Source organism: Peptoniphilus sp., from assembly GCF_022767005.1.
Taxonomy (GTDB): Bacteria; Bacillota; Clostridia; order Tissierellales; family Peptoniphilaceae; genus Peptoniphilus_A.
The window spans coordinates 1-7,731 of record NZ_JALEOV010000095.1 but is presented as its reverse complement, the minus strand read 5'-3'; the positions used below and the strand labels follow the sequence as shown (position 1 = coordinate 7,731).

9 protein-coding genes are annotated in these 7,731 nt (G+C 32.1%); 6 read left to right on the top strand and 3 right to left on the bottom strand.

Translation table 11 applies throughout. The annotated features are described in order from the left end of the window. The 3 genes from MR285_RS07260 to MR285_RS07250 all read right to left on the bottom strand — a co-directional run. On the bottom strand, positions 1 to 810 hold an 810-nt coding region (locus MR285_RS07260), incomplete at its 3' end, for a sodium-dependent transporter (protein WP_293559526.1). A gap of 72 nt (positions 811 to 882) precedes the next feature. Beyond that, the gene (locus MR285_RS07255; RefSeq protein ID WP_293559524.1) at positions 883 to 2,526 is read right to left on the bottom strand and encodes a tryptophanase; all 1,644 of its coding nucleotides are present in this window, start codon (positions 2,524 to 2,526) and stop codon (positions 883 to 885) included. Between the two features lie 363 nt (positions 2,527 to 2,889). Next, on the bottom strand, positions 2,890 to 3,780 hold the full coding sequence (locus tag MR285_RS07250; RefSeq protein ID WP_293559522.1) for a fructose bisphosphate aldolase: 891 nt from the start codon (positions 3,778 to 3,780) through the stop codon (positions 2,890 to 2,892). An 86-nt stretch (positions 3,781 to 3,866) separates the two neighbouring features. On the opposite strand from MR285_RS07250, the gene MR285_RS07245 reads away from it, so the two are divergent. The 6 genes from MR285_RS07245 to MR285_RS07220 form a co-directional block, all read left to right on the top strand. Continuing rightward, positions 3,867 to 4,445, top strand: a complete 579-nt coding sequence (locus MR285_RS07245) for a ribonuclease H family protein (protein ID WP_293559520.1) — start codon at positions 3,867 to 3,869, stop codon at positions 4,443 to 4,445. Further along, the gene (locus MR285_RS07240) at positions 4,442 to 4,861 is read left to right on the top strand and encodes a deaminase (protein ID WP_293559518.1); all 420 of its coding nucleotides are present in this window, start codon (positions 4,442 to 4,444) and stop codon (positions 4,859 to 4,861) included. The genes MR285_RS07245 and MR285_RS07240 overlap by 4 nt, the downstream gene beginning before the upstream one ends. Positions 4,862 to 4,962: 101 nt before the next feature. After that, on the top strand, positions 4,963 to 5,379 hold the full coding sequence (gene mscL / locus MR285_RS07235) for a large conductance mechanosensitive channel protein MscL (RefSeq protein ID WP_293559516.1): 417 nt from the start codon (positions 4,963 to 4,965) through the stop codon (positions 5,377 to 5,379). Then, complete coding sequence (locus tag MR285_RS07230) at positions 5,376 to 6,407, top strand: patatin-like phospholipase family protein (RefSeq protein ID WP_293559514.1); 1,032 nt, start codon at positions 5,376 to 5,378, stop codon at positions 6,405 to 6,407. Before mscL ends, MR285_RS07230 begins: the two co-directional genes overlap by 4 nt. Then, positions 6,397 to 7,026 carry a CoA pyrophosphatase gene (locus MR285_RS07225; RefSeq protein ID WP_293559528.1) on the top strand — a complete coding sequence of 210 codons (630 nt, stop codon included), beginning with the start codon at positions 6,397 to 6,399 and terminating at the stop codon, positions 7,024 to 7,026. The genes MR285_RS07230 and MR285_RS07225 overlap by 11 nt, the downstream gene beginning before the upstream one ends. Before the next feature lie 360 nt (positions 7,027 to 7,386). Further along, the coding region (locus tag MR285_RS07220; protein WP_293559512.1) for a ubiquitin-like domain-containing protein at positions 7,387 to 7,731 on the top strand (345 nt) is incomplete at its 3' end.

Genomic DNA, 7,731 nt, shown 5'->3' with positions numbered 1-7,731 from the left:
AATAGTGTCGAATACTGCAACATTTCTTGCAGATGATGGTATACTTTCATTCTTAGGAAGGTAGGATCCATAAATTACAGTTCCATTTCCTGCAACTGATAGTGAGAAGAAGGCTTGCCCAAAGGCGTAAATCCAAACTTTCGGATCTTTTAATCCTTCGGGGTTTACTGTGAATATGTATTTATACCCATTTGAAGCTCCATCAAGTGTGAAAATATATATTGCAAGTCCAACAAATAAGATAAATAATGCAGGCATCATAATTTTATTTGCTTTTTCGATTCCTCCAGATACTCCCATTACCATAATTGCAAAACTTGCGAGAATTGCTATTACAACCCAAATGTTTGCACCAAAGGCGGAGGCAGTTTGTCCGAAAGTTCCACCAATCACATCCATATCTTGCCCCATTGCATAAAGTCCACCTGTTAGTGAAAGGAAAGTATATTTAAAAATCCAAGCCATTACACAAGTGTAACCTATTGCAAGTGCAAGAGAACCAATTACAGGGATAAGTCCGATAAATTCTCCAATTTTTCTGCTTTTCCATCTAAGTTCGGTACATTTACCAAAAGCACCTACTGGACCAGCTTCGGCTGATCTTCCAAGAGCCATTTCAGAAATTACTCCAGTAGAACCTATAAGCACAACAAATATTATGTAAGGAATTAAGAAAGTCATGCCGCCATAAGTTGAAACCATTATAGGAAATCTCCAGATATTACCCATACCAACTGCAGAGCCTATACAAGCAAGTATAAAGCCCCATTTACTTTTAAAACCATCGCGAGCTTTTAAGTTGTTATCCATAATTATTCTCCTTAAATAGGGTAATACCCCTTTTTGCAAGGGGTATTTAATATTAAATTTTAATTAAGTTCATTATTTTTCATCTTCAGAAGGTTCATAAGTTTCTAGGAATGCGTGGAAGTGACGCATTGGAAGGTTCTTACCCTTTACTATTCTAATATTAGGAATAGTAGCGCGATCTTCGTAAAGAGCTTTTACAGCTGCAATTACATAATCCATGTGTTCCTTAGAAAGTTGACTTCTGTTTATTGCAAAACGAACTACATTAGCAACTTCAGCTTGTTGTTCTGGAGTTTTTAGATCGTATTCCATAGAATAGTTTCCAAGTTCAGCAGTTCTTATTCCATATCTTCTTATTAATTCAACAGAAAAGCCTTGACCAGCAAAAGTTTCTGGAGCTCTCTTATTGTCGAAAAACTCATCCATATTGATATATACTCCGTGACCACCAGCAGGTAGTACAACGCCCTTTACTCCAGCTTTATAGAATCCTTGTGCAAGGTATTCGCATTGTTTTACACGAGCGTCAAGGTAATCGAACTTAGCAGCTTCATAAAGTCCAGCAGCAAGTGCCATAATATCTCTGCCGCTCATTCCACCATAAGAGTCGTTTCCGTAAGAAGAAATTTGTTTAACCTTTAATAAAATACCAACGTCAGTTTTTACTGAGCCATCTTCGTTAAAGTCGGAGAATTTTTTCCAGAATAATCCTTTATCTCTGAAGGCAAGAACGCCGCCCATGTTTGCATGTCCATCTTTTTTAAGGGATGCAGTGAATCCATCACAATAAGAAAACATTTCCTTTGCGATTTCAGGGATTGATTTGTCAGCGTATCCATCTTCATTTACTTTAATGAAGTAAGCATTTTCTGCCCATCTAGCAGCGTCAAACATATAAGGAATTTCATATTTGTGTGCTATTCTAGAACATTCTCTAATATTTGCCATGGAAACAGGTTGACCACATACAGTATTATTAGTAATAGTCGTGTAAATTAGAGGCACATTTTCAGGTCCTAATTTTTCAATTAATTCTTCTAATTTTACTGTGTCCATATTGCCCTTAAATGGATTCTTTTCGTAGTGACCATTTTCAGGAACTTCCCACAAAAGTTTTTTGTTGTATAAATTTCTTGGTATAGAACCCATTTGTTTAATATTTCCTTCAGTCGTGTCAAAGTGACCATTTGAAGGTATTGTGTAAGTCTTTCCAGGTTCTCTTTCGTTTAAAATTTTTTTAACTAGTTCAAATAAAACAGACTCAGCTGCACGACCTTGTTGGATGATAAAAGTATTAGGTCTTTCCATTTGTGCAGATCCACCGTTAAATAGTCCGCCTTCATATTCACAAAGATATACTTCGTTCATCATTTTTTCTACATCAGTACAATCAGTTCTTACAAGGTCGATAATTCTTTTTTGATCATCGCCTCTTTCAAAGACATCTCTAAAGGCATCTAAAAGAACATAATAGCCCTTGTTTCTTCCATAGGATTCATCACCTAAAAACATTGCAGACCATTGAACATCTGTCATAGCAGTAGTTCCAGAATCTGACAACATATCGATAGTTAACATTCCTGCAGGGAAAGCAAATTCATTGTAGTGAGTAGCTTTAAGAGCTCTTTCTCTTTGTTCAACTGTTACATTTGGTAAATTTTTAGTAACATAAGTGTAGGAATGTGGTGTAGGTACGTCTAATTGATACTTTTTCATAAAATAAAAAACCTCCATATAAATAATAATGATAATTATAGAGGAACCCCGGTCATCGACAAAAGTCGACTAGCGGACAGTATCCAAATTGAGAACCCCGGTTATCAAAAAATTGATTGCAGATTAGTAAAATTAATAAAAATTCCACTAATAAAATAAAAATTTGATGAGCGGTCAGCACTCATAGATAAGAATATTATCTATGAAATAGTTTACATTATCGAATAAATAAAGTCAATAATATTGTGTATCAACTAGTTATTTTACACTAAAAAAATGAAATCGTTTTATTAAGTTAAATATTAAAATAAAAAAAAGAAAAAATAAATCTCCAAATTAATGGAGATTTAAGTAATTAATTAACTATTTTTCAACTGAAGCTGAATAATTTTTTCCTATTGATTCGTCAAGCATCTTTGTAAATTCTTCATCTGTTTGGTTGACATTAAGCCCTTCAGTTAAAGCTCTTGAGTAAGAAGCGATTATATTTTTATTTTTTCTAAGTTTTTCATTAGCTTCATCCCTTGAGTAACCGCCAGAAAGAGCGACAACTCTAATTGTTTGGTCAAAGTTGTATAAGTCTTCGTAAAGATTTTCCTTTTCAGGGAGAGTTAATTTAAACATTACATAATTTTCTTTTTCTAAGCTTTTAAGCCCTTCGATTAAATATTTTTTTAGAACTTCTTCAATTTCAGCTTTGTCTTTAGCGTGTATGTCAACTTCAGGCTCGATAATGGGAACAAAACCTGCGTCAGAAATTTTCTTTGCGTATTTAAATTGTTGATCTACGACTTTTTTTATTGACTTTTCATTAAGTTCCTTGATTACAGAACGCATCTTTGTGCCGAAAATATTTCTTTCTTTAGCATTTTTAAGAAGTTCATCAATATGTTTGAAAGGCTTCATAAGTTGTGCTCCATCTTTTAATTCATCAAGACCTTCGTCAATTTTTAAAAATGGAACTATACCCTTTTCTTCCCAAAGGTAGTCGCCAGTAAATTTATCGCCAACCTTTGAATTCATAGTAACTTTAAATAAAATTGCAGCTAAAATTCTATCAGATGTGAAAGCTTCATTAGTTATAATTCTCTTTCTCATTTCGTGAACTAAGTTAAACATTTCTTCATCGTTAGAATATTTGTCTTCAGTTACTCCATAATTTAAAAGTGCCTTTGGTGTTGATCCACCTGATTGGTCAAGGGCAGCAATAAAGCCCTTGCCATTTTTCATTCTATTAAATTGTTCTTTGTTCATTTTTACCTCCAAAGTCTAGACTTCTTATTACTTCTAATTATATAATAAGTAGACATAGTTGACAAATGACAAATTTTGAGGTGAATATGAATTATTACGCAGTAAGAGTTGGAAGAAAACCTGGAATATATAAAACGTGGGACGAGTGTAAAAAAGAGACAATGGGATTTAAAGGCGCAAGCTTTAAAAAATTTTCTAATCTTGAAGATGCAAAAGCATTTTTAAATGAAATAGAAGAAGAAAAGAAAGAAGAGGCTAAAAGGGATGAACTAATAGTATATGTTGACGGTTCCTATAGGAATTCTGATAAAAGCCATTCTTATGGGGTATATATGTTCAATAATGAAGAGGAATATACCTTTTCTAAGAGATTTTTCAAAGACTCAGAGATGAGAAATGTTTCTGGAGAAATTAAGGGTGCCATGAAAGCCATGGAGTATGCAGAATCTATTGGAAAGAGAAAAATTTATCTTCATTATGATTACGAGGGAATAAGATCCTGGGCGCTTGGATTTTGGAAGACAAATAAAGAAGGAACGATTTTATACAAAAAATTTTACGATGACATTAAGGACAAATTAGAAGTAAAATTTATAAAAGTAGAGGCCCATAGCGGCGTGAAGTACAATGAACTTGTTGATAAACTTGCAAAGGAGGCAAAATGAGAAAATCTTGGGATGAATATTTTATGGAGATAACTAAAATGGTTGCGACGAGATCCACTTGCGATCGCGCCTTTGTAGGCTGTGTTTTAGTAAATTCTGACAACAGAATTATTTCTACTGGATATAATGGGTCTGTAACGGGGAATCCTCATTGCGACGAAGTTGGTCATACCATGAGAGATGGACATTGCATTGCCACAATTCACGCAGAAATGAATGCACTTTTATATTGTGCAAAGGAAGGAATTTCAGTAAAGGGTGCTAAAGCCTATGTTACTCATTTTCCATGTTTAAATTGTACAAAGGCACTTATTCAAGCTGGCATCTGTGCCATATATTATCACGAAGCTTATAGAGTGGACGATTATGCCATGGAACTTCTGAATAAAAATAAAATTATTTTAAAACAAATTTAATAAAGTTAGATTGCCTATTAAGTATAACTTAATAGGTTTTTTTATTAAAATGTTGGGTATCTTATACTAATAAGAAATCCATAAAAATTAGGAGGTAGAACATGAAGGGATTCATGGAAGAATTTAGGGAATTTATTGCTAAGGGCAATGTAATGGATATGGCAGTTGGCGTTATTATAGGTGGAGCTTTTGGCAAAATCGTATCGAGCCTTGTGGAAAATATTTTAATGCCACTTATTGGAATTATTATTGGTGGAGTTAATTTTTCTGATTTAAGTGTTACTGTTGGAACTGCTGAAGTTAAATATGGCGTATTTTTGCAATCAGTTTTTGATTTTCTAATTATTGCATTTGTAATATTTATAATGATTAAACAAATTTCAAAAGTTACTAGCAAGTTTAAAAAAGAAGAAAAAGTGGAACCGACAGAAAAGATATGTCCTTTCTGCAAGTCAACTATTGCAATTGATGCAACTAGGTGTCCACACTGTACATCTGAACTTGGAAGTGTAAAATGAAAAAGTGGGGTTTGGTCCTTGAAGGTGGCGGAGCAAGAGGTGCTTATCAAGTAGGTGCTTATTTTGCTCTCGTGGAAATGGGATTTAATTTTTCTAAAATTGTCGGTACGAGTATAGGCGCTTTTAATGGAGCAATGTTTGCTCAAGGTGATGCCTACGAATGTTTTAAAGCTTGGAAAAATTTAGATTTTTCTTCTTTTGTAAATGAACTTAAAACTGAAGAAGAAGATCAAGATATTTTGACGAAAATTGTAGAAAAACTTAGGAGTCATGACATAAAAATTCCTGAATTGACAAGGTCTCCCTATCCACTTTTTAGACTAGTAGATCAGTTTATTGATGAAGACAAACTTAGAAATTCAGATATAGATTTTGGCATTTGCACAGTAAATGTATCTGATTTAAAAGTTGAGAAATTATTTAAAAGGGATATTGAGAAAGGACAAATTAAAGATTACATTATTGCATCTTGTTATCTTCCTTTCTTTAAATTAAAACCACTTCACGGTAAAATATTTTTAGATGGAGGGTTTGCATCTCCAGCTCCAATTGAAATGATTGATGATGACATAGATATTGTATTAATAAGACTTTCTGATAGTTCTATAAAAAATGAAGAGCGTGCAAAATATATTATTAAGCCAAATAAAAGACTTGGTTCGGCACTTGGTTTTGATACGAACAGAGCTGATGAATTAATAAAAAATGGCTACTTCGATGCCTTTAGAACTGTAAAGGGACTAAAGGGAGAGGACTATTATATTTTGCCAATTAAAGAAGAGGACAGTTTAAAGTATATTTACAAAATTTTAAAGGATAAAGTCAATGAGATTAACAATAGAGTTGTAAGAAGGATATTTGAAGAGTATGCACCAAAGATTGCAGCAGAACTAGACATGCCAGAAAATTTTAAGTACGATGAACTTTTATACAAACTTTTAGAAAGGGAAGCAGAGAAAAAGAAGATAGACAGGTATAAAATTTATACAGTTGAAGAATTAATGAGGGAAATTGAAAATGGATTTTAATGCTGATTTTGACTTAATGAAAATTAGAGCTATACTTCAGAAAAAAAGTTCAATGCCCTTAGATGTTAAAAATAGGTTTTCCGTAATGGTACCTTTGATAAAGAGAAAGGGAGAAATTCATCTTTTGTATGAAAAAAGGGCACTGACTCTTAGAAATCAACCGGGAGAAATTTCTTTTCCAGGAGGTCGAATTGAGAAAGATGAAAGCCCAAGAAATACAGCTATTCGTGAAACCTGTGAGGAATTATTAATAAAAGAGAAAGATGTGGAAATATATTCAGAAGGTGATTTTTTAGTAAATCCATATTCTGCTATTATTTACACTTATATTGGCGAGATAAAGAAAGATTTTTTTGAAATTAGTCCATCAAAGGATGAGGTTGAAAAAATTTTTACAGTACCACTAAAATTTTTTATGGATACTGAGCCAAAATCCTACAAGTTAGACTTAAATGTAAATAGAAACGAAGACTTTCCCTATCATTTGATTCCAAATGGAGAAAATTACAAATTTAAAAGAGGAAGGGAAGAAGTTCTATTTTATGATTATAAAGGCATTATTATTTGGGGGTTTACTGCTAAAATAACGAGAAGATTTATAGAAAGAATAAGTCTTTGACCTTTGTTATTATTGATTTGAATTTTGCAAAAAGAAAAAATATTCTGTAAATAAATACAAAAATTATTGTTTTTCATAAAAAAATTAATAAAAAGTTAATAGCACTTGTAATATAAATGTAATATTTTATTTTAAAGCTCTAAATTTCAAGGTTTAGAGCTTTTTTTATTTTTCTTATAAAATATATATAAATAATATTAAATTTTAAATGGCTAAATTTCAAGGTTTATAAGAAGAATTACAAAATGGTTACAAAAAATTGACAAAATAGTTTTTTTTTATTATACTTTTATGAGGTTAGAAGAGGTTACAAAATTGTAACAAAATTTACAACTTTGTAACGTTATGGAGGTTATTTATTTGAATAAGAAAAATATTTTTAAAAATGCAAAATTTATCTTAATAGTTCTAGCTTTTGTGTCAGTACTTACAATGGGTTTTAGCACAGCTCTAGGAAATGATGTTGAATTAAATATTAATGGAAAGACAAAGACGGTTTTTACATATGAAAAGACTGTGGGTGCATTTTTAGAAAAAGAAGGTATAGTACTTAAAAATAAGGATGTTGTAAGTCCAAGTGTTGATCAAGAGATTAAGAAGGATATGAAGGTAATGATTACTTCACCAAAATCCTATCACATTAAAGATGGCAACAAGATTTTGATTGCTGAGGCAAATGGATACACAGTTGCTGATGTACTTGAA

Bases quoted from the DNA above. Each gene is read 5' to 3' on its own strand.
- MR285_RS07255 (WP_293559524.1), bottom strand. From the start codon at position 2,526: ATGAAAAAGTATCAATTAGACGTACCTACACCACATTCCTACACTTAT.
- MR285_RS07250 (WP_293559522.1), bottom strand. From the start codon at position 3,780: ATGAACAAAGAACAATTTAATAGAATGAAAAATGGCAAGGGCTTTATT.
- MR285_RS07245 (WP_293559520.1), top strand. From the start codon at position 3,867: ATGAATTATTACGCAGTAAGAGTTGGAAGAAAACCTGGAATATATAAA.
- MR285_RS07240 (WP_293559518.1), top strand. From the start codon at position 4,442: ATGAGAAAATCTTGGGATGAATATTTTATGGAGATAACTAAAATGGTT.
- mscL (WP_293559516.1), top strand. From the start codon at position 4,963: ATGAAGGGATTCATGGAAGAATTTAGGGAATTTATTGCTAAGGGCAAT.
- MR285_RS07230 (WP_293559514.1), top strand. From the start codon at position 5,376: ATGAAAAAGTGGGGTTTGGTCCTTGAAGGTGGCGGAGCAAGAGGTGCT.
- MR285_RS07225 (WP_293559528.1), top strand. From the start codon at position 6,397: ATGGATTTTAATGCTGATTTTGACTTAATGAAAATTAGAGCTATACTT.